21 protein-coding genes and 1 tRNA gene are annotated in these 25,747 nt (G+C 68.7%); 16 read left to right on the top strand and 6 right to left on the bottom strand.

All coding sequences use genetic code 11. The features are described from left to right. Nucleotides 1–17: 17 nt before the first annotated feature. The 4 genes from POL67_RS43710 to POL67_RS43695 all read left to right on the top strand — a co-directional run bounded on the left by POL67_RS43710 (nucleotide 18) and on the right by POL67_RS43695 (nucleotide 6,152). Complete coding sequence (locus tag POL67_RS43710) at nucleotides 18–2,831, top strand: cation-translocating P-type ATPase (protein ID WP_271927195.1); 2,814 nt, start codon at nucleotides 18–20, stop codon at nucleotides 2,829–2,831. A 152-nt stretch (nucleotides 2,832–2,983) separates the two neighbouring features. Continuing rightward, entirely contained in the window at nucleotides 2,984–3,796 is an 813-nt protein-coding gene (locus POL67_RS43705; RefSeq protein ID WP_271927194.1) for an AAA family ATPase, read from the top strand. Continuing rightward, on the top strand, nucleotides 3,766–5,598 hold the full coding sequence (locus POL67_RS43700; RefSeq protein ID WP_271927192.1) for a tetratricopeptide repeat protein: 1,833 nt from the start codon (nucleotides 3,766–3,768) through the stop codon (nucleotides 5,596–5,598). Before POL67_RS43705 ends, POL67_RS43700 begins: the two co-directional genes overlap by 31 nt. A gap of 32 nt (nucleotides 5,599–5,630) precedes the next feature. After that, entirely contained in the window at nucleotides 5,631–6,152 is a 522-nt protein-coding gene (locus POL67_RS43695; RefSeq protein ID WP_271927191.1) for an acyl-CoA thioesterase, read from the top strand. On the opposite strand, the gene POL67_RS43690 is transcribed toward POL67_RS43695, so the two are convergent. Continuing rightward, a tRNA-His gene (locus POL67_RS43690) sits at nucleotides 6,145–6,220 on the bottom strand. The genes POL67_RS43695 and POL67_RS43690 overlap by 8 nt on opposite strands. A 74-nt stretch (nucleotides 6,221–6,294) precedes the next feature. Then, a complete protein-coding gene (locus POL67_RS43685; protein WP_271927190.1) occupies nucleotides 6,295–7,377 on the bottom strand; it encodes a histone deacetylase family protein in 1,083 nt (360 codons plus the stop codon). Between the two features lie 86 nt (nucleotides 7,378–7,463). On the opposite strand from POL67_RS43685, the gene POL67_RS43680 reads away from it, so the two are divergent. Further along, a complete protein-coding gene (locus tag POL67_RS43680) occupies nucleotides 7,464–8,900 on the top strand; it encodes an MXAN_5187 C-terminal domain-containing protein (protein WP_271927189.1) in 1,437 nt (478 codons plus the stop codon). Nucleotides 8,901–9,002: 102 nt separating this feature from the next. Here the strand turns inward: POL67_RS43680 and POL67_RS43675 are convergent, their stop codons facing one another. Continuing rightward, a complete protein-coding gene (locus POL67_RS43675; protein WP_271927187.1) occupies nucleotides 9,003–9,269 on the bottom strand; it encodes a hypothetical protein in 267 nt (88 codons plus the stop codon). Between the two features lie 457 nt (nucleotides 9,270–9,726). On the opposite strand from POL67_RS43675, the gene POL67_RS43670 reads away from it, so the two are divergent. From POL67_RS43670 to POL67_RS43630, 9 genes are all read left to right on the top strand, one after another. Further along, nucleotides 9,727–9,861, top strand: coding sequence for a hypothetical protein (locus tag POL67_RS43670; protein ID WP_271927186.1), 135 nt, complete (start codon nucleotides 9,727–9,729; stop codon nucleotides 9,859–9,861). Between the two features lie 155 nt (nucleotides 9,862–10,016). Further along, entirely contained in the window at nucleotides 10,017–10,973 is a 957-nt protein-coding gene (locus POL67_RS43665; protein ID WP_271927185.1) for a tetratricopeptide repeat protein, read from the top strand. Nucleotides 10,974–10,995: 22 nt separating this feature from the next. Further along, on the top strand, nucleotides 10,996–12,423 hold the full coding sequence (locus POL67_RS43660; RefSeq protein WP_271927183.1) for a serine/threonine-protein kinase: 1,428 nt from the start codon (nucleotides 10,996–10,998) through the stop codon (nucleotides 12,421–12,423). Nucleotides 12,424–12,658: 235 nt separating this feature from the next. Then, nucleotides 12,659–13,873, top strand: coding sequence for a hypothetical protein (locus tag POL67_RS43655; RefSeq protein WP_271927181.1), 1,215 nt, complete (start codon nucleotides 12,659–12,661; stop codon nucleotides 13,871–13,873). A gap of 438 nt (nucleotides 13,874–14,311) precedes the next feature. Continuing rightward, nucleotides 14,312–14,629, top strand: a complete 318-nt coding sequence (locus POL67_RS43650; protein WP_271927180.1) for a hypothetical protein — start codon at nucleotides 14,312–14,314, stop codon at nucleotides 14,627–14,629. Nucleotides 14,630–14,850: 221 nt separating this feature from the next. Continuing rightward, a complete protein-coding gene (locus POL67_RS43645) occupies nucleotides 14,851–15,630 on the top strand; it encodes a bestrophin-like domain (RefSeq protein WP_271927179.1) in 780 nt (259 codons plus the stop codon). A gap of 87 nt (nucleotides 15,631–15,717) precedes the next feature. Then, nucleotides 15,718–17,163 carry a DUF2252 domain-containing protein gene (locus POL67_RS43640; RefSeq protein WP_271927178.1) on the top strand — a complete coding sequence of 482 codons (1,446 nt, stop codon included), beginning with the start codon at nucleotides 15,718–15,720 and terminating at the stop codon, nucleotides 17,161–17,163. Nucleotides 17,164–17,390: 227 nt separating this feature from the next. Beyond that, nucleotides 17,391–18,065: a hypothetical protein gene (locus tag POL67_RS43635; RefSeq protein WP_271927177.1), complete on the top strand. Its 675-nt coding sequence runs from the start codon at nucleotides 17,391–17,393 to the stop codon at nucleotides 18,063–18,065. Nucleotides 18,066–18,126: 61 nt separating this feature from the next. After that, nucleotides 18,127–18,792, top strand: a complete 666-nt coding sequence (locus tag POL67_RS43630; RefSeq protein WP_271927176.1) for a Gfo/Idh/MocA family protein — start codon at nucleotides 18,127–18,129, stop codon at nucleotides 18,790–18,792. A 62-nt stretch (nucleotides 18,793–18,854) separates the two neighbouring features. Here POL67_RS43630 and POL67_RS43625 read toward each other — a convergent pair whose 3' ends face one another. Further along, a complete protein-coding gene (locus POL67_RS43625) occupies nucleotides 18,855–19,178 on the bottom strand; it encodes a hypothetical protein (protein WP_271927174.1) in 324 nt (107 codons plus the stop codon). Between the two features lie 4 nt (nucleotides 19,179–19,182). Continuing rightward, on the bottom strand, nucleotides 19,183–19,785 hold the full coding sequence (locus POL67_RS43620) for a plastocyanin/azurin family copper-binding protein (RefSeq protein WP_271927173.1): 603 nt from the start codon (nucleotides 19,783–19,785) through the stop codon (nucleotides 19,183–19,185). Between the two features lie 263 nt (nucleotides 19,786–20,048). Here POL67_RS43620 and POL67_RS43615 point away from each other — a divergent pair, with 263 nt between their 5' ends. Together POL67_RS43615 and POL67_RS43610 are read left to right on the top strand one after the other, a co-directional pair. Continuing rightward, nucleotides 20,049–21,014 carry a hypothetical protein gene (locus tag POL67_RS43615; protein ID WP_271927172.1) on the top strand — a complete coding sequence of 322 codons (966 nt, stop codon included), beginning with the start codon at nucleotides 20,049–20,051 and terminating at the stop codon, nucleotides 21,012–21,014. Nucleotides 21,015–21,121: 107 nt separating this feature from the next. After that, on the top strand, nucleotides 21,122–23,422 hold the full coding sequence (locus tag POL67_RS43610; RefSeq protein ID WP_271927171.1) for a lytic transglycosylase domain-containing protein: 2,301 nt from the start codon (nucleotides 21,122–21,124) through the stop codon (nucleotides 23,420–23,422). 55 nt (nucleotides 23,423–23,477) lie between these two features. On the opposite strand, the gene POL67_RS43605 is transcribed toward POL67_RS43610, so the two are convergent. After that, nucleotides 23,478–25,742, bottom strand: a complete 2,265-nt coding sequence (locus POL67_RS43605; protein WP_271927169.1) for a lamin tail domain-containing protein — start codon at nucleotides 25,740–25,742, stop codon at nucleotides 23,478–23,480. Nucleotides 25,743–25,747 lie beyond the last annotated feature (5 nt).

The raw sequence follows: 25,747 nt of genomic DNA, 5'->3' as shown, positions 1-25,747 counted from the left end.
AGGCGAAAGCGAGGGACATGAAGCAAGGAACGCCCGCGCCCGCTCGGATCGAGCAGACGTCGTACCACGCGGAGCCCGCCGAGGCCGTGCTCGCAGCCCTCGGGAGCTCCGAGAACGGCCTGCTCACCACGGAGGCCAAGCGCAGGCTCGCCGAGCACGGTCCGAACGTGCTGCCGAGGGCCGCCCGGGAAGGGCCGCTCGTGCTTTTGTTCCGGCAAATCAAGAGCCCGCTCATTTACGTGCTCATCGCGTCTGCAGCGCTCGCCTTCGCGCTCGGGAAGGTCACGGACGGCGCGGTGGTGCTCGGCGTGGTCGTGCTGAACACGCTGATCGGGTTCATCCAGGAGTATCGCGCAGGACGGGAAATCGAGGCGCTCTCGAGCCTCGTGCCCGAGCTCGCGACGGTGCTGCGCGACGGCGGAAGGATCACCTTGCCCGCGGAGGAGCTCGTGCCCGGCGACGTCGTGCTCCTCGCGGCCGGTGACAAGGCCGCGGCCGACATGCGGCTCCTGCACGTGAAAAACCTCGCGGCCGACGAGGCGCCGTTGACGGGGGAATCGGTGCCGGTGCGCAAGCACGTCGCGCCAGTGCCGAAGGACGCCGCCGTGGCCGATCGGAAGAGCATGGTCCACGGCGGCACGTTGCTCACGGTGGGCACGGGGCAAGCCGTGGTGGTGGCGACGGGCGCGCAGACGGAGATCGGGAAGATCTCGTCGATGCTGCGCGAAGCCGCGGAGCTCGAGACGCCCCTCACGCGCTCGCTCGCGCGCGTGGCGCAGGTGCTGACGGTGGCGATCGCGATCGTGGCGGCGCTGATGGTGGGCGTCGCGCTCATGCGCGGGTATCCGCTGCTCGAAGCGGTGCTCGCAGGGATCACGCTGGCGGTGGCGGCGATCCCGGAGGGCTTGCCGGCGATCATCACGATCGCGCTGGCGATCGGCGTGCGACGGATGGCCGCGCGGCGCGCGGTGGTGCGGAAGCTGCCGGCCGTGGAGACGCTCGGGCAAGCCGGCGTCGTGTGCACGGACAAGACGGGGACGCTGACGCGGAGCGAGATGACGGTGTCGGCGATCTGGGCGCCGTCGGGGGGATACGAGCTCTCGGGCGTGGGATATGCGCCGGAAGGCGAGCTGCGGCGTGAAGGAAAGGCCGTGGGGGCGACGCCGGACGACGTGCGCGCGCTCCTCCGCGCCGCGGCGCTGTGCAACGACGCGCGGCTCGTGCAACGCGAGGGCGGGGGCTTCGGGATCACGGGGGATCCGACGGAAGGCGCGCTCGTCGTGGCGGCGCAGAAGCTCGGGATGACGGGCGACGCGCTGCAGGAGGAGGCGCCGCGGCGCGACGCGATCCCGTTCGAGTCGGAGCACAAGTACATGGCGACGCTGCACGTGACAGCGTCGAGCGAGCAGGAGATCCTGATGAAGGGCGCGCCGGAGGTGGTGCTTGGCCGCGCGAGTCGACTCGCCGGTGGCGCGCCGCTCGATCGAGCCGCCGTGCTCGAACACTTGGAAGGGATGGCGTCGCGCGGGATGCGCGTGCTCGCGGTCGCGTCACGCAAGCCGGAGCGGCCGCTCGCGGGGCTCGGCGAGGCGGAGGTGGCGAGCGGCTTCGAACTGCTCGGGCTCGTGGGGATGATGGATCCGCCGCGGCCAGAGGCGATCGAGGCGGTGAAGGCGTGTCAACGCGCGGGGATCACGGTCAAGATGATCACGGGCGATCACCCGGTGACGGCGAAGGCGATCGGGATCGAGATCGGTTTGCTCGGAGCTGCGGACGAGGTGGTGACGGGCCGCGAGCTCTCGGCGATGTCGCCCGCGGAGATCGCAAAGGCGGTGCAGACGCGGAACGTGTTCGCGCGCGTCGCGCCGGAGCACAAGCTCAGGCTCGTGGAGGCGCTGCAAGCCGCAGGGCAGGTCGTGGCGATGACGGGCGACGGCGTGAACGACGCGCCGGCGCTGAAGCAAGCGAACATCGGCGTGGCCATGGGGATCACGGGGACGGCCGTGGCCAAGCAAGCGGCCGACATCGTGCTGACGGACGACAACTTCGCGAGCATCCGCGCGGCCGTGGAGGAGGGGCGGCGGGTCTACGACAACCTGATCAAGGCGCTCGCGTTCGTGTTGCCGACGAACATCGGCGAGGCGCTGGTGCTCTTGCTCGCGGTGCTGTTCTTCCCGCTGGTCGACGGGCGGCCGCTCCTGCCGATGGCGCCCGTGCAGATCCTCTGGATCAACCTCGTCGCCACCGTGACGCTCTCCTTGCCGCTCGCGTTCGAGGCCAAGGAGCCGAACCTGATGGAGCGGCCGCCGCGCCGCACCAACGAGCCCATCCTGGGGCGGTTCGTGCTCGTGCGGACGGTGATCGTGGCGCTCCTGATGACGGCCGGCGCGTTGGGGCTCTTCCTGATGGAGTACCACGACAAGCTCGGCGAAGGCGTGTCCCCGGCGTTCGCCCTGCGCGAGGCGCAGACGATGGCCGTGACGACGATGGTCCTGTTCCAGGTGTTCTACCTCCTGAACTGCCGCTCGCTTCACGGGTCGTCCCTTTCGATCGGGCTGTTCTCGAACCCGCTCGTGTACGTGGGGATCGGGACGCTCCTCTTGCTCCAGTTCGGGTTCGTTTACCTGCCGTTCATGCACACGCTCTTCGGGTCGGCCCCGCTCGGCGCCGCGGAGTGGGCGAAAGCCGTGGCCGCCGCCCTCGTGGTCCTGCCGGTCATCGGCCTGGAGAAGTGGTGGCAACGGCGGCGCTCCCTGCGCCGGACCGGACGTACCCCGGGCGGGCCGAGCTTCCGGGTCTTCCGCCCGCGGCTCCGCCCCAACCCGTCTTGAGGTCGGCGGATACTCGAAAATGCCGCCGGCGCCGCTTTCCTCGGAGCGGGCAAGGCTATACCCTCGCCGCGTCGGAGAAAAACCTCCCGCGGAGCTCGATGGAGACCGAGAGACCAAACGTCAGTGCGCCACGCGCGCCAGCGTGTCCGCTCGTGGGCCGGGACGAAGAGCTTTCCCTCCTCGCCGAAAGCCTCACCGCCGTCGAAGAGCGGCGCGACACGCGCATCGTGACGATCGTCGGACCCGCAGGCATCGGCAAGACGCGGCTCGTCGAAGAGTTCGTGGCGTCGCGCAAGAACGAGGTCCGCGCGTTCGAAGGCAGCGCGCGTGACGGCTCGGTGTCGTTCTCGCCGTTCGCGCGGCTCATCCGCTCGCGCTTCGGCCTCGTGCGCGGCATGGACCCGGACGAGGCGCGCGCGACGATCCGGCAAAAGCTCGAAGGCGTGCTCGAGTCGCGGCGCGTGAGCGACGCCGTGACGTTCCTCGGGCAACTGCTCGGCCTGACCGAGGAGGAGAGCCCGCTGACGCGCGCCGTGAGCGACGACCCGCACGAGGCCGAGCTCGTGCGCCGCGCCGTGGTGAAGGCGTTCCTCGAAGCGGACGCGCAGACGGGTCCGCTCATCCTGGTGCTCGAAGACCTGCACGAGGCGCACGAGGACGCGCTCTCGCTCCTTCGGTACCTGCTCGAATACCTGACGGGCCCGATCCTCGTGATCTGCACGGGCCGCGACGATCTCGTCTACCGGCAGGAGGACTGGGCGCGCGTGGGCGAGCGCCGGCACACGCTGCTCGAGCTCGGCCCGCTCGGCGATGCGGACAGCGCGCGCGTGTCGAGCGCGATGCTCGCCGTGTACACGAACGGAGGCGAGGTGCCCGTGCCGCTCGTGGAGACGGCGTGTGCGTTCGCGCGAGGCAACCGGGGCTCCTCGCGCAGATGGTGGAGATCTACGCGGCCGAGGGCGTGATCGGCGAGGCTGCGACGGAGGAGGGCGAGACGCGGCTCGTGCTCTACCCGGAGCGGCTCGCGGCGGCGCGGCTGCCGGCGACGGTCGAGGACGCGGTGCAAGCGCGCGTGGCCTCGCTCGACGAGGACGAGCGCACGGTGCTCGAACAAGCGGCGGCGATGGGCGCCGTGTTCTGGAGCGGCGCGTTCGTGGCGCTCGCGCGCACGGGCCTCGAAGCGCCCGACCTGTGGGTGGAAGAAGAGACGGGCGACGTCGCGCGGATCGGGCGGATGCTCGACGGCCTCTGCAAGAACGGTTGGATCCTGCGCCGTGCCGGGACGATTTTTCCGGGCTCGGTGGAGTACGCCTGGGCGCGGAGCGAAGAGCGCGAGGCGATCACGGCGCGGACGAGCGCCGAGGCGAAGAGCCTGTCGAACCGCGTCATCGCCGACTGGATGGAGCACCAGCCGGGCGTGCGCACGAGCGAGGAGCGCATCGCGTCGCTGGCGCGTCACCGCGAGCAAGCGGGCGAGTCGATCCAGGCGGGCATCGCGTACCTGGAGGCGGCGGCCGTGGCGCGGCGCAGGTACGCGAACGGCAAGTCGTGCGAGTACTACCAGCGGGGCCTGGAGCTGCTCGGCGACTCGCACGACGGCGCGCGGATCGACGCGCTGCATGCGTACGGCGACGTGCTCCAGTCGATGGGCTACATCGACGACGCGATGGCCGCGTTCCGCGGGATGCTGACGCTCGCGTACCGGCTCGACATGAAGAAGAAGGGCGGCGCCGCGCACAACCGCATCGGCCGGCTCTTCCGCGACATGGGCTCGCTCGACGAGGGCGAGCGGCACCTGACGACGGCGATGTCGCTCTTCGAAGCGTCGGGCGACGAGCGCGGCGTGGCCTCGACGATCGACGACCTCGGCAAGATCGCGTGGCTGAAGGGCGAGTACGAGTCGGCCCTGACGAGCTTCCGCGACGGGCTCGCGCGGCGGCAGAAGCTCGGCGACCGGCGCTCGATCGCACTCTCGCTCAACAACGCGGGCCTGGCGCTGCAGGACTCGGGGCAGTTCAAGGACGCGCTCGAGGCGTTCGAGCAGTCGCTCGCGATCCGGCGCGAGGTCGGCGACCTCGTCGGCGTGGTGACGACGCTGAACAACCTCGGGACGATCGCCGAGGAGCGCCGGAACTTCCAGAAGGCGCTCATGATGTTCGAGGAGGCGCTGGAGGTCGCGCAGCAGATCGGCGATCGGAACAAGATCGCGCTCGTGCTGACGAACATCGGGACGACGTACTACCGGAGCGGCGAGCCGGAGAAGGCGATCGGCGTGCTCGTGCGCGCCGAGGGCCTGTGCGACGAGCTCGGCGATCGGCTGAAGCTCGCGGAGACGCTCCGCGCGCTCGGCAAGGCGTACCTGATGCAAGGCGACCTCGGGAAGGCGCGCGACTGCATCGGACGCGCGGTGGACCTCTTCGCCTCCGTGCGCAGCAAGGTGCACCTCGCCGCGGCGCTCCGGACGCTCGGGGAGATCACGGCCGCCGGCGGCTGGGGGCACGCGCATACGACGAGCGCGCGCGAGTACTTCGACCGCGCCGTTGCGATCTTCGAGCAGAGCGGCAACGAGGTGGAGCTCGCGCGGACGTTCAAGACCTACGCGCGGTTCCTGCGCAAGAACCCGGAGCTCGCCGGCAACGAAGAGGTGCAGAAGGAGGCGGGCACGATGGATGCGCGCGCCGAGGCGATCTTCGGGCGGCTGCAGATGACGAGCGGGAGCAAGTCGGAGCTGCCGCCGTCGCCGGAGGCGGAGATCGAGGTGGGGTGACGGGAGCCACGCCTCCGTGCTACCCGGCATCCATGTCGACCCTCGCCACGCCGCTCCCCCCACGCAACGTCAGCGACTCGATCACGACGATGACCGAGTACGTGCTCCCGACGCACGCGAACGCGCTCGGGAACGTGTTCGGCGGGCAGATCCTCGCGTGGATCGATCTCTGCGCGGCGATCTGCGCGCAGCGCCATGCAGGGAGGCTCGCGGTGACCGCCGAGTTCGACGACGTCTCGTTCGAGGCGCCCATCAAGGTCGGGCAGGTCGTGCTGCTCCGCGCGCGCGTGACGGCGGCGTTCCGCACGTCGGTCGAGATCCTCGTCGACGTCGAGGGCGAGGACGCGCCCTCGGGCAAGCGATGGCGCTGCGCGCACGCGTTCGTGACCTTCGTGGCGATGCAGGAGGTCGACGGCGCGCTGAAGCCGGCGCCCGTTCCGTCACTCGTCTGCGAGACCGAGGAGGATCGGGCGCTCGCCTCGGAGGCGAACGATCGAAGGAATCAGCGTCTGGTGCGGCGCAAGCGCCGCGACGTGCAACGAGGATTGGGGTGAGTAACGGGGCTCGAACCCGCGACAGCTGGTACCACAAACCAGCGCTCTACCAACTGAGCTATACCCACCGTGGTACGACCCCTGAGGGGCAACACCGGGCGCGCACTATACACGGTTCGCTGTAGCGTGCAACGACTTCGTTTCAGATCCCTCGCCACCGCTCGGCGGCCGTCGTCCGGGCCTGCGTGACCTCGCCCGTGTGCCGGAAGGAGGCGGGCGGCGCGTGGCTCGACGCGGCGTCGGCCGTGACCGCCCGTGTGGCGCCGATCAGCGTCGCCGCGAGCGAGCTCGAGAGCGCCGCGAGGTCGTAGCCCCCCTCCAGGAAAAACGCGAGCCGGCCCTCGGCGCTCCGCTGCGCCGCGCGCGCGATCAGCGTCGCCATCGTCGCGTAGCCCTGATCGGACACGCACATGTCCGCCAGCGGATCCCGCTGGTGCGCGTCGAACCCCGCCGACACGAGGATGAGCTCTGGCTCGAACGCCTCGAGCACCGGATCGACGATCTGCCGGAACGCCTCGGCGTAGACCCGATCCCCTGCGCCCTGCGAGAGCGGCACGTTCACCGTGTAGCCCTCCGCGTCGCCCGCGCCCTTCTCGCGCACGCCGCCCGTGCCCGGGTAGTACGGGTACTGGTGGAGCGAGATGTAGAGCACGCGCGGATCGGTCCAGAAGATGTCCTGCGTGCCGTTGCCGTGATGGACGTCCCAGTCGAGGATCGCCACGCGTTCGAGGCCCTTGGCGAGCGCGCTCGCGGCCGCGACCGCGACGTTGTTCAAGAGGCAGAAGCCCATGCCGCGGCTGCGCGTCGCGTGGTGGCCGGGCGGGCGCAGGAGCGCGAGGCCGGGCGCGCGCAGCTCGCCGGGCTTCTGGCTCGACGGGTCGAGCAGCGCGTCGACGAGCGTGACGCCGGCGCCTGCTGCGCGCCGCGCTGCGGCGACGGACGAGGGCGCGAGGTACGTGTCCGCATCGAGCGAGGCGTGATGGCCGGCGAGGTTCGCGAGGCTTGCGAGGTAGGCCTCGTCGTGCACGCGCGCGAGCTCCTCTTCCGTCGCGTCACGTGTCTCCACGGGCACGATGCCGAGGCCTTCCCCCGCGCAACGATCGAGCGCCGCGCGCGCCGCATGCAGGCGCTCGGGGCGCTCGGGGTGGTAGCCGCGCGAGCGGTGGTCGTCGAAGAGCGCGTCACCGACGACGAGGATCTGCGAGGCGGGGTTCGTTGCGATCATGGCACTCCGGCGGGGACGGTTGAGGACTCGCCCGGGCGGATGGTAACGTCCTTACCCCGTCGCCCGCAAAGGAGGGCGGCCTTTTCATGCGCGCAAAAATCATTGCCGTTTTTACGGTGGTCGTGCTGGTGGTAGGGGTCCTCGCGTTTGCCTTGACCCGGGCCTCCTTGAATCCGGGGTCGCCCAGGGCTGACGCGGCCCGAGCGCTGGTCGCCGCCGAGGCGGTTCTTCGGGTCCAGGCCGGGGAGGCCGAGCGGTGGCTCGCGTCCCAGGCCGCGGATCCGAAGGTCCGTGAGCCGTTCAGCGCAGGCACGGGCCAGGCCAGGAGCGACGGAGCCACGGGTGTGGCGAACGGTATCAAGAGCGCCACCAGCAAGGCGCCCGTGATCGCCGGGCTCGGGCCCTCGCTCGTCGTGCTCGTGGACGCGAAGGGCACGGCGCTCGGCCGGGACGGCTCGCCGTTTCTGCGCGGCGATGATCTGGGCGGGATTTACCCAGCGCTCCGGGCTGGGCTCGCCGAGGGGCAGACGGGCTCCGACGTGTGGGTGACGCCCGCCCGGAACGAGCAATTGCTCGTGTCCTGGGCGCCCATCCGGGGTGAAAACGGGCAGGTGCTCGGCGGGCTCGTGCTCGGGACGGCGCTCGGCGACGGGCGCTTGACGGACGTGGCAAACCAGACGAGCGGGGCCACGCTCTGGTTCGAGGTCAAGGACAAGGACGGCTATCGCATCGTCGCGCAATCGAAGGGCGGCACGCCGGACCTCGCCGCGGCGATCGATACGAAGCAGCTCGAAGCGGGCGCGACGTCGGCGCTCTCGACGGGCCAGGCCGTCGACGTGGCGGCGCTGCCGCCCGATTTCGGCGTGAAGGTGGGCCCGCTCGGCGGGTATGGCGACGGAAAGCGCGCGCTGCTCGTGGCGGTGGCGCGGGCGAATGCGCCGGCGGCGACGACGCTCTTGTTTCCGTTCCTCGGGGCGATTGCGCTCGGCATCGTGCTCGTGGCCATTGCGGGGCACGTCCTCGGGCAATCGATCATGCGGCCCATCGAGGAGGTCGAAGAGGGGCTGCTCGCGATCATGAATGGCCGGACGGACCTGCGCTTCCAGATCGAGCATCCGGAGCTCGGCGGGCTCGTCTCGCGGCTGAACAGCCTTCTGAGCCAGCTCCTTGGCATGCCGGAGGACGAAACCGGCGCGCCGCCGCCGGCGCTGGCGGTGCGGGACAAGGGACCCGAGGAGGCGCTCGCGGTGGACGAGTCCCTCGCGAACAACCAGGCCTCGGGCAGCGATTCGACCGCGCTCGGCGCCGAGGACGAGGCCGCGTATCACGCGCGCATTTTCGACGATTACATCCGCGCGAAGAAGAGCGTGGGGGATCCGGTCGATCACATCACGCGGGAAGCGTTCCGCGCGCGCATCGTGGCGAGCGAGAAGCAGATGGCGCAGAAGCACGGAAAACCCGTGCGGTACAAGGTCGAGGTGCGGGGCAAGGAGGTCGTCCTGCTCGCGGTGCCGCTCGGGTGAAGGAGAGTATTCCGAGGACGACGACCGACGATCCAGGGCGCGCAGCAAGTTTATCGACAGCCTGCTAGCCGCCCCACCCCTGCTCGGGCTGGTCCCAGGCACTCAGGCGGGTGAACGTCCCGTCGCCATCGGAGAGGGCCACGTACGTGCGATTGATGGTGCCGAGCGAGCTCCACACGAGGTCGGCCCGATTGTCGGAATGTCTCCGTCGACGATGTAGATGCCTGTATCCGGCTCTCGGTAGGTTTGAGCCTCGAATTCCTCGAAGCTCATGTAGGTATCGCTGACGTTTTCCTGATCCATTTCGGCCGTGCAGCTCGCCAAAGGAAGGACGAGCGCGCCGAACAGCAACGTCGCGGTCTTGAACATGGTGAAGGGACGAGCGGTCCGCATACAAACAAGCTCCTTCGGGAAGGAATGGTCGTGCCCTCACAGACCCGGTGGAGAGATATATCCTGGTCTGTTGTAGGGTGCGCAGGGGTACGAGGCTGTCTTTCACGAGTCAGGACGGCTGTTAGGCTCCACGCTTCATTCCCTCACGGCACATGGGGAAACACGCGCCCTCGGTTGCACAGACCTCCTGGAGGCGGTCGTGGACCTCTTGGAGGAGGTCGAGTGACCTCCTGGAGGAGGTCGTGGACCTCTTGGAGGCGGTCGTGGACTTCCTGGAGGCGGTCGTGGACCTCCTGGAGGCGGTCGTGGACTTCCTGGAGGAGGTCGAGTGACCTCCTGGTGCCGGTCGTGAACGTCCTCGACCCGGTCGCGGACCTCCTGGAGAGGGTCGCGGACCTCCTGGAGGAGGTCGAGTGACCTCCTGGTGCCGGTCGTGAACGTCCTCGACCCGGTCGCGGACCTCCAGGAGCCGGTCGAGGACCTCCAGGAGCCGGTCGCGGACCTCCAGGAGGCGGCCTCGGACCCCTTGGCGCCGGTCGAGGGATCCCCCCTCGGCGCCGGGTTGTAGGAAAGCGAGGACCGCGGCAGGACGGCGCAACGAGATTGTTGGCAGCGGACATGGATACGCGTATGGTGGGCTTGCCTTCTAGTGGTGGTGACTGATCTGGGGGGATGATCCTCGGGGGGGAGAGTTCGGTGAAAGAGCGCGCGCTGACGAAAGGGATGAGGTTTGTCTCCACCTTCGTGATCGCGCTCGCTGTCGCGCGATGGAGCTCCGCGCAGGGGCTCCCTGACAAGGCCGCGGCGGAGGCGCTTTTCAACGATGCGCGCCGGCTGCTCGACGAAGGCAAGATCGCCGAGGCGTGCCCCAAGTTCGAGGAGAGCCATCGCCTGGATCCCGCATCGGGAACGGCGCTGAACCTGGGCGACTGCCTGGAGAAGCTCGGACGCACGGCGAGCGCCTTCATGGCCTTCGGCGAAGCCGCGGCGATCGCGCGGCGGGACGGGAATACGGGGCGCGGGGAGGAAGCGGCGCGACGAGCGCTCGAACTGGAAGGGCGCCTCTCGCGGCTGGCCGTGATCGTCCCCGCTCCGAGCAGGGTTCGAGGGTTGACCCTCTGGCGCGACGGCGCGGCTGTCGCGGAGGCCCAGTGGGGCACGGCCGTCCCGCTCGACGGGGGCACGCATGTCATCGAAGCCCGGGCCCCGGGCCGGACGCCGTGGAAGGTCGAGCGGACGATTCGTGAACCGGGCACGGTGCGGGTCGAGGTTCCCGTGCTCGAGGTGGCGGTCGAACCGAATCGGCCCTTCATCCCGGAACACAGCAAGACGCAGGCAGTCGCGGGGATCGTGCTCATGGGCGTTGGGTTCGCTGGATTGGGCGTCTCGCTCGCGCTGGGAGCCGCCGCGGACGACAAGGACGCGGCCTCCAAGGACCATTGCCTTCCCCGGGATCCGAACAAGTGTTACCCCGAGGGCGTCGCGCTCCGGAACGAGTCCATTTTCCTCGCCAACACCTCGACGGTCGTGATTTCCGTGGGGGCCGCGTCCTTCTTGCTCGGGGGGACGTTGTTCCTTCTCGCAACGCGCTCCCGTCCCGCGAAGCCCACCACGCACGCGTGGGTGGTCCCGACGTTGTCTCCGACGAGCGCGGGTGTATCCATGGGCGGCTCCTGGTGAGGCAAGGCAGGAGCCGTCCCTCATGCTGCCGGGGCTGTCGATCGGGCAAATCCTCCACGACAAGTATCGCGTCGAGCGTGTGCTTGGCGCCGGGGGAATGGGCGTCGTCGTAGCGGCCCGTCACCTCGCGCTGGATCAGCTCGTGGCGATCAAATTGATGCACGGCGCCGCGAGCCCCGCCGACGTGGGGCGCTTCGTCCGCGAAGCACGCGCCGCCTCCCGATTGCGGAGCCAGCACGTCGCGCGTGTCCTCGATGTCTCCGCCCTGGACGACGGGACGCCGTACATCACGATGGAGCACCTCGAAGGACATGATCTCGCGCACGTGCTGCGCGAGCGGGGTCCCCTGCCCATCGCCGACGCCGTCGATATCCTCCTCCAGGCTTGCGAGGCGATCGGCGAGGCCCACACGCTGGGCATCGTGCATCGGGATTTGAAGCCGGCGAATCTCTTCCTCGCGCAGGGCGTGGATGGCTTGCCGTGTGTGAAGGTCTTGGACTTCGGTATCGCGAAGTGGGCGACGTCGGGGACCGAGCGCCTCGACCCGACACGTCCGATGGGCTCGGCGCCGTACATGGCCCCGGAGCAGATCGCCGCCCCCGAGCGGCTGGACGCCCGCGCGGATGTGTGGGCGCTCGGCGCCGCGTTTTTCCACATGCTGTCGGGCAAGCCCCCGTTTCACCACGAGGGCGTGTGCACGGCCCATGCGATGATCCACGCGGTGCTGCATCGTCCCCCGTTGCCGCTTCGGGTCCTTCGGCCCGAGGTGCCCCCGGAGCTCGAAGCGGTGGTGATGGCGTGCCTTGAAAAGGACATGTCCACGCGGCTGCCGAGCGTCGCTGCATTGTCGACGCAGCTCTCGCCTTTCGGGTCGGAGCATGCCGCCGTGTATTCGCGTCGTATCGCCCGCATGCTCGGCGCGCCCGATTCGGGCCCCGTATCGACGCTGCGTAGCGCGTCGCCGAGGGAGGTGCCCTCGGGGCTGTCGACCGCGCAGCGTCTGGTCTCTTCCACGACGGAGCCCACCGCGGCGACCCGGCCTGCGCCTGGCGATTCGGGGACAGCGCCGAGGGCGCGCAAGGTCGCTGGAATTCTCGGCGTGACGGGTCTCGTCGTTTTTGGTGTCGTCCTCGGCGCGAAATGCGGCGCGCGCGTCGTGGGGGACGGCGCAGCCGCACCGGTGCGCATCGCGCTCGAAGCTGCGCCCGAAGCGACCTCGCAGCCCACGAGCACAACGCCACGTCAAGAGGAAAATGCTCCGGCGGCCTCGTCGGTGCGCTCGGGAGCAGCATTCACGTCCACAACAGCCGCACCACGCATGGCGTCATCGTCTACTGCAAAATCGTCATCGATAAAAATTCGAAGCGGTCCCTCGGCGCCCCCCCCGTTGCCTTCTGCGTCCGCGGTGATGCCCACGCCTCAAAAAGATCTTTACGGATCGAGACATTAGGCGATCGTTCGTGTCCACGGAACATGCACACGCAGCCCCTCTCCGGTGCGTCAACGTAAAGTTCGAGAGGGACCAACGCGGCGCGTCGACATTTGCGTGACATTGAAGCCCTACGTTGAAACCGTAGTGAGCTGGGCATATCGCAGCAAAAAAACGCGGGCCTGAATGTTGACATCGCCGTCTGCGCGTCGGTAACCTGCACCTATTGTGCAGCTTACGCAGATGGAGGGGGACCATGCTGCAAGCCAGGGGGGCAAAGGTACGGGGTACAGCGTTCTTCGTCTTCATGCTGCTCGTCGCTGGGGTTTCGCGTGGTTGCGGTGGCAGCACGCCGCCTTGCGCGGTTCCACAAGACGACGACCCATGCACCCTCGACCAATGCGAGTCCGAGATCGCGACCCACTCGTATCTCGGCGATGGTCACCCCTGCTTCCGCGGGAATCTGCAGGGGGTGTGTCAACTCGGGATTTGCCTGATTCCATGCAACGACAACACGGATTGCGTGACGGGGCTGCCCTGTAACGTGGCCCAATGCACGGGCGGAGCTTGCGCGATCGTCCAGACCGATAAAGTCGGGCCCTTCGACGACGGAAACCCATGCACGAAGGAGGGGTGTGTCGACGGCGAGCTCGTGTCGTGGCCTCTCCCCGATGGCACGACGCCCGCGGCGTATTGTGCGGAATGCCTGGAGGGCGCTTGTCGTACGTGCAAGGTGCCCACGGATTGTGGGAAATCGACGAGCTGCTTGAAGTGGGCCTGCGTCCAGGGGCAATGCGCTGCGCTCTACAATGACGACGGCTACCCTTCCCTCGAACATGACATCCCGGGCGACTGCCAGAAGTGGGTCTGCAACGGCAAGGGTGGCACGAGGCTCACGGCGGACATCGACGATCCGCCGAAGACCGCGGAGACGTGCATGACGTGGACGTGTGTCGCGTGGACGCCGGTCCTGGTCCCTCAGAACGATGGGGAAGTCTGCCTCATGGAGGTTGGCGTGAAGGGACAATGCAATGCCATGGGCGCATGCGTCCAGTGCATGACCGACGACGACTGTCCGGCGATGGAGCGTTGTCTCCTGGGTGCTTGCACGACCTGTCACGACGGGGTGATGAACAACGGCGAGACGGGCACGGACTGTGGCGCCAACTGTGGCTGGTGCGGCGGAGCGACGTGTCTTGCGGACAGTGAATGCGCGTCCGGGCATTGCGCATTCATGGCCGGCGAGTCAGGAGCGAAGGTGTGCTGCGACGCTGCTTGCGACGGTGATTGCCAGGAATGCGACAACGACGGCGCTTGCAAGCCCGTCCCGCTCGGGGAGCCCGATATCGATACATGCAACAGTCCGGCCCAAGCGTGCGCCGGAACGACGTGCAAGACCAAGAAAGGATATCCATGTCTATCCAGCTCCGATTGTGTTTTCGGTAGTTGCGTCAACCATACTTGCTTGTGATCGAGGGTGCCGATGTACAAGCGACATGTATTCATCTTGCTGGGCTTTTTCCTCCTCGGAGGATGTCGGGGTATCTTGGGAATCGAAGATGCCACGTTGATATGTGCGTATGACGAACCAGGTTGCTCGTCGTGTATTCGGGAGACGGACTGCGGTCCTGCGACGGAGTGTACCTCTTGGTCCTGCGTGGATTCGACGTGCGTCCATGTGAACACGACCGCGGGCACTCCATGCTCGCTCGGCGTATGCACCGATGGCGATCCTTCCGAATGTGTCGCATGCGTCGTCGACGCGGATTGTGGAAATGGGGGACACTGTAGCGAACACGAATGTTATCATTGTAACGACGGTATCCAGTCCGGGCCGGAGCTCGGTGTGGACTGCGGCGGTGCATGCGGGATGTGCCTCGGATTGCCGTGCTCTGAGGCGAACGATTGTGTGAGCGGGTTCTGCGTGGACAGTGTTTGCTGCAACGGCCCATGCGAGGGGGTCTGCACCACCTGCAACAACGCGGAGGGAGACTGTTCGAGCCTGCCGAAGTACGCACAAGACGATGCCCCTGTTTGTAGTGGCGTGAACGTGTGTGACGGCTTTGGCGGCTGTCTCCTGCGTCCCGGGGAGATTTGCTCCTCCGACGTCGAATGCGCGAGCTACCGCTGTGAAAAATCCCGATGTGTCAAGCTCAGCGGAGAGCCGTGCAACTCGCCGCTCGACTGCGTCGACAACGGCTGCATGAACGGCGTCTGCATGCAGTGAAGCCATCCCTCGGCATCCCACGAAGTGCCGCCGTGGGCGGATGAGCAGAGCACGGGCAATCCATCGATAAAAGCGCTTGACGGATCGCGGTTGGCTTGGTTGACCTCCCGTGAGAGATCGCGACCCGAATGCCAGTGCCAGCCGGGCTGTCGGACGGAAGGCGACCGCCCACGCCGGCCCGGCGACGAGATGCGCCGTTTTCGCGATGGAGAGGTGCGCCCATGTTCCTGGCTGGACCGCTCGATCGATTTCCGCTCTGGATGCTCCTGGGAGGCACGATCGTGGTCCTCCTGCTCGCCGTCGAGGGCGGCTATCGGTTGGCAGGCTACCGGCTGCGCCACGCCGCGCACGAGCAAGCGGGCCACGTGCTCGCCCTGGTCACGACCACGATGGGCTTGCTGGCGCTCGTCCTGGCATTCACGTTCAGCTTTGCGGCGAACCGCTTCGAGGCCAGGAAACAGGTCCTCGTCGACGAGGCCAACGCCGTCGAGACGACCTACCTGCGCGCCGGCCTGCTCCCCGGTGACCGGGGCGGGAAGGTCCGCGCGATGTTGCGTGACTACGTGGACGTGCGTCTGGACGCGGTGCAGCTCGGCAACGTCGAGCAGGTCTTGCAGCGCTCGGAGGAGCTGCACCGGGAGTTGTGGAAAGAGGCGGAGGCCGCCGGACGAGAGCAACCCGATTCGGTCGTCGTGGGGCTCTTCATCGAAGCGGTGAACAGGACGAGCGAGCTCCACGCGATGCGCGTGAAGGTGGCCGTCCGGGGGGCGCTGCCAGGGGCCCTGTGGACGGCGCTCTACGTCGTCGCAATCCTGAACCTCATGGCCGTCGGGTATCACGCCGGTCTGGTCAAGACGCCCCGATCCCCGACGCTCGTGACGCTGGTCCTGAGCCTCTCGGTCGTCCTGATGCTGACGGCCGACCTCGACCACCCGCAGGAGGGGGCCCTGAAGGTGAGCCAGCAGGCGATGATCGATCTGCGGCGCAAGATGGGCGATTGAGCATCACGCGTGCGTCGGGCGGACCGGCGAGGATCGGAAGGGCGCGTCCCGCCGGGGGTGGGAGGAGGAGCGCCGAGGGAGGGACGAATGACGGAGATAACCACCGGAGACAGAGCATCCACGGACGCGGGGGCGTGGGCAATGCCGCACCCCTCCGCCGAGGAGCACGCGGCGCGCGGCAAGGCGGAGCGCGAGAAGATTCCACGCGCCGCCCACGCGAGCTGGGAGGCGCCGTCCCACCGGCCTGATCCGATCGCGCTTTTGGAGGAGCAAGCGAAGATCCGCGTGCCCGAGCTCGTGCCGATTCGCCATGGCCGGATGCTGGTCTCCCCATTGACGTTTTTTCGGGGCGCCGCGTACGTGATGGCCTCCGATCTGGGCGCCACCCCCCGCTCGGCCCTGAGGGTGCAGCTCTGCGGCGACGCGCACCTGTCGAATTTCGGGGTGTTCGGATCCCCCGAGCGGCGCGTGATGTTCGACATCAACGATTTCGACGAGACGCTTCCGGGACCGTGGGATTGGGACGTGAAGCGGCTGGCCGCCAGCATGGAGCTCGCCGGGCGCGACAATGGCTTTTCGAAGTCGGCGCGCTCCGACATCGTCCAGGCGACCGTCCGCGAGTACCGCGAGGCCATGCGGAACTTCGGGGCGCTCGGCAACCTCGACGTCTGGTACGCGAGCCTCGACACCGAGCAAATCATCGAGCGGTTCGGCTCGCGGGTGGGTCACAAGCGTCTGCACGTCACCGAGCACAACGTCGCGAAGGCCCGGACGAAGGACAGCTTTCAGGCCTACGAGAAGCTGACCCACGAGGTCGACGGCCGGCGGCGCATCATCAGTGATCCTCCCCTGATCGTCCCGATGGACGAGTTTTTGAAGGGCGTGGCCCGCGAGCAACTCGAGCAGCAAGTGCGCGAGATCCTGCACGGCTATCGCTGCACCCTCCAGACCGATCGGCGGCACTTGCTGGAGAAGTACGATTTCGCGGACATGGCGCACAAGGTCGTCGGGGTCGGGAGCGTCGGCGCGCGCGCTTGGATCCTTCTGCTCCTCGGCCGTGACGACCAGGACCCGCTCTTCCTGCAAGCGAAGGAGGCGCATGCGTCGGTCCTCGAGCCGTTCCTCGGCAAGAGCGAATACGGCAACAGCGGGCAGCGCGTGGTGGCGGGCCAGCGGCTGATGCAGGCCGCGAGCGATATCTTCCTCGGCTGGCAGCGGGTGAAGGGCGTCGACGGGATCGAGCGCGATTTTTACGTGCGCCAGCTACGCGACTGGAAGTTCTCGGTGGACATTGCCGCGCTGGATCGGGCCGCATTGACGGCGTACGGCAGTCTCTGCGGTTGGACCCTCGCGCGGGCGCATGCGCGCTCGGGCGATCGGATCGCGATTGCGGCCTATCTCGGGAAAGCGGACACCTTCGACAAGGCGACGGCCGCGTTTGCGGTCGCCTATGCCGACCAGACGGAGCGCGACCACCAAGCGCTGACGGCCGCAGTGAAGAATGGGCGTATCCAGGCAGAGACGGGGGTTTGAGCGGCGGGGGCGGGAGCAAAGAAACGTCGAGCGGAACTTGCTGGCACGCCGGGACGCCTGCTAGGCGTCGAGGAGGAGGTCGCGGCTGGCTCATGGGGTTCTGGGTTCGCAACCGATCGCGGATGGAGAGGGCTCCAGGGAGCACACGCCTCTCGCGGCTGGCTCGTGGTGGGTTCCTTTGCCTCGTCGTGGGGGGATGCACGCGTGGCCAGCCGGACGAGGCGGCGGTGGCCCCTCCGAGCGCCATCGCTCCAGCGCCGAGCGCCACGTCGTCCGCCGCGCCGAGCGCCACCGCGTCCGCCGCGCCGCCGGGGACACCGCCGGAGACGACGGCATCGGACGTCGAGGAGACGCCTCCGTCGGCGCAGCCCACGGCGCCGCCTTCGTGCCCGAGCACCCTCCGCGTCGAGAAAGGGGATTCCTTCGAGTCCATCACCAACCGTTGTTATGGGAGCCGGACGTATCAAGACCTCCTCGTGTCGCACAACCACCACGAGCGGAAGGGGCTTCGCGCCGGCGAGACATTGAAGATTCCGCCTTTCGAGACCCTGGCCCGCGAGCAGGTCGCGGCGAAATGGGCGAGCGAAATGAGCGCGGTCGCCGCGTCGTACACCCACTTCGTCCGTGTCCAGCCCGAGATCGAGAAGCAGCTTCGCGCGCAGAAGCCGGGGGCGGGGAACTATCGGCCGAGCGCCACGGCGAAGCGCGAGCTCGACGCCGCCGCCAGCGCGCTTCGCCCTGTCGTGGAGCACCTGCGCGCAGCCGGGGTTCGAACGAAGAAGTTCGCCCAGGCCGTACAGGCATTCGAGCAACTCGCCAGCGGCGAGGGTAGCGTCTCCACCGACTACGCGACCGAGGAGATCCACCAGTGCTTCTCCTACGGCATTTCGGCGCTCAAGTAGGCGCTTCCGCGCCCGCGTGACGCCGGCCCCAGCTCGCCGGCCTTTCGCCTCGGCGTCATGAATGAACGAATGCGAGGACGCATTTCCCTATACCTGGTTCGGCAAGTCGGGCCTGGGCGTCAGCGTCACGCGCAATCAGGGGTCGCACATGCTGCATGCCCTCCGGCATGTCTTCGGCCCCCTTCAATCGGTCGTCGGGCAGATGCAGACGCAGTTGAAGACGTGGGAGCTGCCGAGTGGGGAAACCATGCAGGTGGAGACCGATGACACTTCACATGCCCTGCTCCGGTTCGCGAACGGCGCGATGGGAACCCTGACGACCTCGTGGACCGCGGCCGATTGCCCGGGTTTTTCTATCGACGCGTTCGGCAGCAAGGGACGGCTGCGGCTCGACGCCCTGCGCTATCCGAGCATCGCTTCCGCCAAGCTGTATGCGGGCCAGAGCGATTACGCCATGGAGCCCAGGGGCCAGGAAGTGCCGGTTCCGGAGCGCTTGTGCACGGTCGACGGCCGCGTCGTCGCGCCCGACCCGGCGGATGGGAGCGGCGAACAGCGCGTCTCGCTCGGGAGGCTTTTCGACGGATTCACGCGGGCCATCCGCGACGGGGGCGAGCCGCCAGCGAGCTTTGCGCGTTCGCTTGAAGTGCAAAGGATCCTCGAGGCGCTCTACGCGTCGCACCGGCGCAAGGCGTGGGTCGACCTCACGCCGGGAGCAGACCTCGGCTGAGTACCAAAAAGGCGTGGGCCTCGCGCCAACCACTTCGCGAGGCCCCACCCGAGCAGGCGAAATCAGGGCATCATCGAGCCGCCGCCGCCAGCGCCGCCCATTCCGCCAGCGCCGCCGCTGCCGCCCATTCCGCCAGCACCGCCCATACCGCCGGCGCCGCCGCTACCGCCCATTCCCCCAGCGCCACCCATACCGCCGGCGCCACCCATTCCGCCGGTACCTGCGCCGCCCATTCCGCCGGCCCCGCCGGGCCCCGTCGTGCTGCTGCTCGACGAGGTCGTGGCGTTGTTTCCGACGGGAATGTTCTCCTCCTCCTGGTCCCCGCACGCGGCGAGCGCGACACAGGACAGCGCCGCGCACGTGAGGGCCATGGCAAGGGTTTTCATGGGATCACTCGACGAAGATCGCCCCCGTCATCCCGCCGAGGGCGTGCGTGTCACAGTAATAACCGAACGTGCCCTTGTTCGGGAGGTTGAAGCTCGCCATCGTTCCGGTGGTCGTCTTCTTGATCGGCGAGGCTGCGTCCTCGGTCTTCATGAGCCCCTCGACGGTACCGCCCACGAGCGGGTGGACCGTGAAATTCGAATCGAAGATGACGTCCGCCCCCGCCTTCACGCGAATGCACTTCGGCGCGTACGAGAGGCCCGTGGTCTTCACGGTCGCCGACGCGTCGGCCGTGTGATCCTCGGCCATATCCACCGTACAGCCATTGACGGCCATCATCTCGCCGCCGCCGGCGCCGCCCATACCGCCCATCCCACCGGCGCCGCCCATCCCACCGGCGCCGCCCATCCCACCGGCGCCGCCCATCCCACCCATGCCGCCCATCCCACCGCCGCCCATCCCACCCATCCCACCGGTGCCGCCCATGCCGCCCGTGCCACCGGTGCCAGCCGTCCCGCCCGTGCCGCCGCTGCCGCCCGTATCGTCGCCACAACCCGCGCCCGCAGACAGCATCGCGCCGACGACCAGAAGCATACCGATTGTTCGCATGTTCAAGCTACCAACCTTTCTCGCGTGGTCCGGCTCCCCCCGGATGCCGGATCCACATAGGACGGGAAGCCTATCACCCTTTCCGTATCCGCGTCTTCACGGATGCACGACTTCGACGTGGCTGGAATCTCCAATTACCATCTCCGCGCATACAGATCCCGGCGGACATGGAATGCTGGATGACGGTCCTCCCCGGATGCCATCGTTCGTCCGCTCGGCCCTTCCGCCCGGGCGAGGATCGGCTTACCTTTCCAGGTGTCGTGATGCGCTGTGCACCTCCGCCGGATTTTCGGTACGTGTGGCTGGTCCCGGGTCCGAGCTTCCGGGCGCTCACGCTGGCCGCCGGTACGGTGGGGCTTTCGAGCCTCGGGCTCGCGCTCGGACCGGAGACGGCGGCCTGGTCGCTCACGTCTGGCTCGCTCCCGATCGGGCTCGCCGTGGCGGGCGGCGCAGCGTTCGCTGTGGGTCTCGTGCGGCAGATCCAGAGGCCACGGGCGCCCTCCGGGGCGCGCGAGGTCAACATGGCCATCGTGCCCTGGGGCGTGCTCGTCGATCCGGGCGCCGAGGCGCGTATCCTGCGCTGGTCGGCCATTCGGAAGGTCGAGGTCGAGGTGAAGCACACGCTCCGCGGCGGTACGCCGGCGATCGTCTCGAGCGTGGTGACGGTGCAGACCGAGCACGACGTGCTCGCCGGGCACGCGCCCGGGGCCGTGGGCCTGGAGTCGCTGACGGTGAACCTCGACGCCTACACGGACGAGGCGTCGCGCCCGCTCGCCACGGACCTCGAAGGAATGGACGTGCTCGACGAGGACGGGCTCGGGCCCGTGGTGGGCCTTCTCCTGCGGCACGCGCAGGAGCTCTGCTCGACGAGCCGGGGGGCGGCGCGGCTGTACTTGCCGGCGGGCGATTATCGCCGGGCCTTGCTGCGGGCGCCGGGTCCCGAGACCGTGGCCGTGCTCGGCCGCGCGCTCGCGGGCGACGTGCCGGGATTGGCGGATCCGCGGCCGATCGCGGCGCTCTGCGCGGCCTTGCTCGGCGCCCAGGCCGTGACGCCCAAGCTCCTCCGCCTGTCGAGCTCGCCGCATCCGGTCGTCGCCGCCGTGGCGCGCGCGGCGGCGTTGCGCCTCGGGGTCGCCCCCGCGAAGGTGGGGTCGATCGAGGAGGTGGACGAGTTTTTGTTCGAGGAAGACCGCGCGACCATCGCCCGGATCGCCGCGGGAATCGATTGAGCGGCGCGTCGGATCTTTCAATTTCATCATGTAATCGAAGGAAAAACAGACGGGACTTTCTTGCGGGCCCCCTTGTTCCCCTGCTAGCTCTCGTTGGAGGAGAAACGGTGGTGCAGAGGCGGCGGATCGTGATGGGGCTCTTCGGGCTCGGGGCGCTTGGGCTCGGCGCTTGCGCTCGCTCGATGCCGATGCCCGGCGAGACCACGTCGAGCGCCGAGGGCGGTTCCGCCGCGTCCGCGTCGGCCGTGACGTCCGCCTCCGCCGCCGCGCCCGCGGCCACGGCCCTCCCCGCCGGCACGACCGCGCCTGCCGCCGCGCCTGCGCCCTCGCCCGCGCGCTGGGCCGACGCCGTGCGCCTGGAGCGCTGGGACGAGGCCGAGGCGCAGCTCGACGCGTTGCCCGAGGTCGATCGGCAGCGGCCCGAGATGCGGTACGTCCGGGGGCGCGTCGCGCTCGAACGGGGCGACGCGGCGCGCACGGTCGAGCTCTTCACGGGGCTCGAAAAGGAGCTGCCGCTGCTCGTGGACGACATCGTGCGCCGGCGCGCCGAGGCCGCGTCCGTCGCGGGGCCCTTCGCCGAAGCCGCGGCGTTTTTCGGCAAATCGAGGTCGCCTTCCGACCAGCATCGCGCCGCGCTCGCGCTGGAGAAGGACGGGCAGCTCGCCCAGGCGCGGTCGATCCTCGATCGCGCGCTCGCCGCGGCCGGTCGGTCGCGCAAGAAGAGCGACGAGGCGAAGCTCCGGGCCGCCCGCGCCCGGATCGCCGAAGCCCAGGGCCTTATGCCCATCGCGATCGCCGACCTGCGCTGGCTCGCCGTCGAGGCCGCCGGTTTGCCCGAGGGTGAGGCCGGCGCGGCCGCGCTCGATCGGCTGAAGCAATCGCTCGCGCCGAAGGATCAGCTCGCTCGCGCGCTCACGCTCGTCCGGGCAGGCCAGGCCGAATCGGCGGTACCGATCCTCGACGAGCTCGAAAAAAAGAAGACGGTGCCGCTGCTCGACGTGCTCCACGCGCGGGCCGAGGCGAAGCTCAAGGCGCGCGATTATCCCGAGGCGGAAAAGGCTTTCCGCGTGCTCTCCACGTTGCCCGGCCCGCGCAAGGTCGAGGCGATGTATCAATCCGCGAATGCGCTCGCCCGCGGCGGTCAGGCCGACGAGGCGATCAAGCGCTGGCTCGACCTCGCCTCGCGGTTCAAGAAAAATAGCTGGGCCGAGCGCTCCTTGTACCAGGCCGCGCGCTGGCTCCTGCTCCGCGGCCGTTATGACGAGGCCGCGCCGCTTTATACGCGGTACCTCGCGCTCTTCCCGAAAGGCGCCTACCGCGAGGACGCCGAATACGAGCAGGCGCTCGCGCAGCTCTCGGCGTCGCAGCCGAAGGTCGCGCAAAAGACGCTCGGCAGGCTGGCGAAGGCCGCAAAAAAGCCCGACGAGGCGCAGAAGCTCCGCGAGCTCGAAGGGCTCGCCGCCTTCCGCGCCGGCGACCGCGACGAGGCCGTGCGCATCTGGACCGAGGTCGCCCGCACGTTCCCGCTCTCCTTCGCCGCGCTCGCCGCCCGCTCGCGCCTGGCCGCCGCGGGCGCGCCCTTGCCGCCCTTGATCGAGCCTGCGGCCGTGCGCCCGGCGAATCCACTCGACCTCGATTTGCCGGATCCGGCGCGTTTGCTCGTCTCGATCGGGCTCGACGCCGAGGCCGAGGGGAGGCTGGTTCCCTTCGAGCGCGAGGCGGCCGCGCGGTTCGCCGGTCGTGAGGCCGAGGCGCTTTGCGGCATGTACGGCAAGCTCGCGCATGCGCGGCGCCGGTATCGGGTGGGCGTGGCGCAGGTGGGAATGCCGCAGCTCCTCCGTGCGCCGGGCGAGGCCGATCGCTGGGCCTGGGAGTGCCTTTATCCGCGGCCTTACCTCGACGAGGTGCAGAAGCTCGAAGGGGAGCACGAGGTGCCCCGCGGGCTCGTGCATTCGCTCATGCGGCAGGAGAGCGCGTTTGATCAGGAAGCGCTCTCGCCCGTGCTCGCCGTGGGCCTTTTGCAGCTCATGCCGAAGACGGCCGAGAAGGCCGCGGCCGAGGTCGGCATGAGCTTCGAGCCGTCGCGGCTCAAGAGCCCGCACGTCAATCTCCGGCTCGGCTCGTATTACATCGGCAAGCTGCTGAAGACGTTTCGGAAAAACCCGGTCCTCGCGGTGGCCTCGTACAACGCCGGTCCGAAGGCCGTGGGGCAATGGATGCGGCCGGGCGTGGACGCGGAGGCGGATCTCTGGGTCGCGCGGATTCCCTACGACGAGACGCGCAATTACGTGGCGCGCGTGCTCGGGAACCTGGCGCGATATCAATGGATGGAAGGCGGCGACGCGGCCGTCGCGCCGCTCGTGCTGGAGGTGCCGGTCGACGTCGAGGTGCCGCCGGACGCTTATTGAGGGGGAAGGGGAGGCGGGAAGGGGGCTCGATCGGAACCGAGCCCCCGCGCCGATGTCACGGGCAGGCCATGACGTTGTTCGCCGCGCCGGGCGTGGGCTGCCCGACCTTGAACTTGTCGCCATTCCTGCGACCGTCGCCGCAGCGCTGGATCGATTGCGTCTCCTGCACGCCGCCCGAGCCTTCGCTCACCTGCGTGCGGCCCGGCGTGCCCGCGGGCCCGATGAGGACGTCGAGCAGGCCGGCGTCGGCCGTTTGCCCCGTGGAATAGACGAGCACGTCGATGAGGCCGTTCGCCTTGACCGCCGTGCCCGAGGGGAACGACGCCGGGGCGGCCTGGTAAATCGCCACCGCGTCCTGGCCATTCTGAATCACGCTGGCCGCGCTGAAAGCGATGGTCGGCGCGGGCGTCATCCCCGGGCTGCCGACGACCAGCATGCCATTCGCGTCCGTCGTGCCGGAGAGCGCCGTCACGGGCGTGTACGAGAGATCGTTGTTGCCATTGTAGAGGACGAGCGTGTAGCCCGCGAGGCTCACGTTCGGCACGCCCGTCGTGATCTCGACGAACTCCGCGGAGTCCGTGCCCATCTGGTCCGAGTCGAGCTCGTTGATGAGCAGGTGAATCACGGTCACCTGGAACGGCGCCGTGTCGCCGCTCGGCGTGGTGACGATGAGGTCCTGCAGCGCGATCGGCGTCGTGTCGGGCACGTTCGTGAGCGTGATCTGCGTGTTGTTGTCGACCGTGAACGTCTGATCGACGCCGCCGATCTTGACCACCGTCGCGCCCGTGAAGCCATTGCCCGTGACGACGAGCTTGCCGCCGTGCGCGATGACCTGGTAATCGACCGCCGTGACCTTCTGGGCGACGCACGCCATGTTGCCCGCGCAATCCGTGTCGGCGCAGTCGACGAGGCCGTCGCAATCGTCGTCGACGAGGTCGGCGCAGGCCATTTCCATCGTCATGCCGCTCGGGCAGGCGCACGTCATCGACGCGGCCTCGCAGACGAGGCCGTTCGCCCCGCACGACTTGTCGGCGCAATCCGTGTCGGCGCAGTCGATCGCCATGTCGCCGTCGTCGTCGGTGCCGTTGCTGCAGTTCTCCTGCGGCAAACACGCGGGATCGGCGGCGCAGTCGGGATCGGCGCAATCGATCATCATGTCGCCGTCGTCGTCCTTCATGTTGGTGCAGGACTCCGTACACTGCGGCGCCATCGCGCAATCGGGGTCGGCGCAGTCGATGAGGTTGTCGGCGTCCTCGTCGAGCATGGCGGTGTCGCAGACCTCGGCCGTCGCCACGTTCGCCGCGCCCGGCGTGATCTGCGTGGTCGCGCGCCAGTCGACGCTGTCGTCGCTCGTGTCCTGCCCATTCGGATAGCGGATCATCGAGCGGATCGGCGAGGCCGCGGCCTGGTTGTCGGACGCGGTCGTCGGCGTGCCCGAGACCAGCGAGAACGTCTGGCCGCCGAGCATCACGGCCGTGACCTGGCCGTCCGGCGTGCCGTTTTCGTACGAGAGCCCGTCGAGCAGCGTGTTCGTCTTCGTATCGAAGAGCGCGACGCCGTCCGGCGCGCCATTCTGGATGTTGTCCATCGGGTTCGGGAGCGACACGACGATCGCGGCCGGATCGATGTTCGTCACACCCGTGGACGCGACGACGACATATCCGCCGGCCGCGAGCAACCCGGAGAGCTTGGAGGGCGTGCCGTAGACGACGTCCGCGCCGGCGGGGCCCGTGCCATTGACGAGGATGACCTCGACGCCGTCGAGCATCACGTCGCCGCCGGCATTGTAGATCTCGATGAACTCGGCCGTGTCGGCGCTGGCCTGGTCATAATCGATCTCGTTGATGACGAGCTTGCCGCACGCGGGTGCCAGCGCGCAGTCGGCGTCGGCGCAGTCGATGTCGCCGTCGTTGTCCTCGTCCGCGCCGCCCGTGCAAGCCTCGGCGCACGCCGCCGCGCAGTCGGCGTCGGAGCAGTCGACGTCGCCGTCGCCGTCGTCATCCATCATGTTGTTGCAGATCTCGGTCGGGGGATTGCCGCCGCCGGACCCGCCCATACCACCGGTGCCGCCCATACCCCCGACGCCGCCGGTGCCGCCCATGCCGCCGCCGCCCATGCCGCCGCCGCCCATGCCGCCGCCGCCCATGCCACCGTCGCCGCCGACGCCGCCGGTGCCGCCGCCGCCGTCGCCGCCCTGGCCGCCGGTGCCGCTGCTCGACGAGCTCGTGGTGGTGTTCTGCGTCGGTTCGTCGCTACAACCGGCGACGCCCACGGCGAGCGCCGCGAGGACCCCCGCCACCGAAAGAGATCGAAGCTTCATGGAAA

The sequence above is a fragment of the Polyangium mundeleinium genome (assembly GCF_028369105.1).
In the GTDB taxonomy this organism is placed as follows: Bacteria; Myxococcota_A; Polyangia; order Polyangiales; family Polyangiaceae; genus Polyangium; species Polyangium mundeleinium.
The sequence above is the reverse complement of the archived record's forward strand: the minus strand, read 5'-3'. Positions and strand labels throughout refer to the sequence as shown.